Below are 2,134 nucleotides of genomic sequence, written 5' to 3'. Positions count from 1 at the left end.
TTTTACAACCGAACTGAAACCGCAGAAAAAGTAGACGCTGATGATTTTAGAACTTGGGATTTACAAACGCTTTTTGATGAAGTGCATGTACATTTTCAAAGGTCTTTGGAGAATGGATTGATGCTGCGGCAAGAATCTTTAAAAACCTATGAGGTTTTATTGAATAAACAAAAAGGCTCAAAAATTTACAGACCTACTTTGTTTGATTTTTTAAGCCACAATGCTTTGGAATTTTATAAAACCAACGAAACACAAATTACAAAACCAGCCTATAAATTTGAAATTGACAATGCTAAGTTTTTAGGGAACGCTGAATCGTTTTCAACTTTAAATATAGCATCGAAGGATTCTACCTCGTTACAACTTAATGCCCTAAAAATTTACAGAGATTTAATTCGATTTCATTTGAATAATGAATCGTCTTTAGCCTTAGCCGATGTTAATATTGAACGTTTAAAATTTGTAAACCAATATGCCACGTTTAGCGATAAAGAAGCTATTTTATTGGATGCTTTAGAATCTGAAAGTGAAAATCATAAAACTATTGAAGTTTCTGGTTTATACGATTTTGAAATAGCGACTATTTACTATCAGCAAAGTCAGGAATATCAGCCAAAAACGAAGGACGAGCAACGATGGAAAGCGAAAGAAGCACTTGAATTATGTAATAAAGTTATCACCAAATTCCCAAAAAGTAAAGGTGCCGAAAAATGCGAAATTTTAAAAACTCAAATTGAACAATCATCGCTTCAAATAACAACTGAAGATTTTTTACCTATTCAGCAAAATGGGCGTTTATTAATTCGCTATAAAAATCTGGATGCGCTTCAGTTTAATGCTTATAAAATTTCTCAAACACAGTTTGAAAAGTTCGCAATTACCTATAGAAAAGAAGAGCAACTTAGTTTCATAAAGGCCTTAGATGCGAATAAAACTTGGAATAATACATTAAAAAACGAAAATGATTACCAAACGCATACCACAGAAGTTTTAATACCTAAACTCGACAACGGTCGCTATTTGGTAGTTGCTTTTAATACTCACGACTATGAAAATTTTGCTTTTGCAAACGTGCAAATAACGAACCTTGCTTTAGTTGAAACGGAAGCGCTTGAACAAAAAATATTTCAAATTATTAATAGAAATAATGGCGCTCCAATTCCAAATGCTAAGGTTGAAGTGGCTTATGATTCTAGAAACAACAGAAAAACTACAACTAAAAATTACACCACAAACAGCTTAGGTGAAATTAAAATTGACAAGGATAAAAACTGGTATAGTAACTTACATCTAAAAGTTGAAAACGGTAGTGAAGTTGCTTTCTTCGGGAACTTTTACATCAACCAAACATACAATCAACCTGAAGAAAAAGTAAGTTACAAATCGTTTTTATTTACGGACAGAAGTATTTACAGACCTGGGCAAACGGTTTATTTTAAAGCCATTGCCATGGAAACCGACAAAGGAAAATCGGTTGTTTTAGAAAACGAGAAAGTTTTGGTTACGCTTTACAACGTGAACAATGAAATTGTAACTCAACATAAATTAGCAACCAATGAATATGGCTCTGTTTCAGGCGAATTTATGTTACCTAATAATGGTTTAAACGGTTTGTACAGGATAGAATTTAATTCGGATTCTGGACATTTCATGAGAAGTAACGCCTCTATTTCTGTTGAAGAATATAAGCGTCCAAAGTTTGAAACAAAATTCAATCCAGTTACCGAAACTTTTAAAATTAATGATTCTGTAACTATTAAAGGGAAAGCTTTGGCTTTCGCCGGAAGTAACATTACCGATGCTAAAGTGGTGTATCGCGTGCATCGAAAGGTGCAATATCCACGTTGGTATTTTTGGTACAGACCTTGGGTAAATAGCGAGCCTCAAGAAATCACTCACGGTGAAACTGTAACAAATGATAAAGGCGAATTTGAAATCACTTTTAAAGCCCTTCCAGACCAAAGTGTTGATAAAAGTAGCTTACCTATTTTCAATTATGAAATTACGGCTGATGTTACGGATTTAAATGGCGAAACCAGAAGTGCAACCAATATTGTAAATGTGGGTTATCACGCCTTAAATGCGAACATGAGTATTGACAATCTTATAGATAAATCGAATAAAGATTGCGCCA

The 2,134-nt window shown here is 33.5% G+C and carries 1 protein-coding gene; it reads left to right on the top strand.

The genetic code is table 11. The features are described from left to right. Positions 1-2,134: MG2 domain-containing protein (locus WBN21_RS00880; RefSeq protein WP_424197427.1), on the top strand; the 2,134-nt coding region annotated here is incomplete at both ends.

This window comes from Algibacter sp., from assembly GCF_049667265.1.
Classification (GTDB): domain Bacteria; phylum Bacteroidota; class Bacteroidia; order Flavobacteriales; family Flavobacteriaceae; genus Algibacter_B.
Note: the sequence above shows the minus strand (reverse complement) of the source record. Positions and strands in the feature narration are given on the sequence as shown.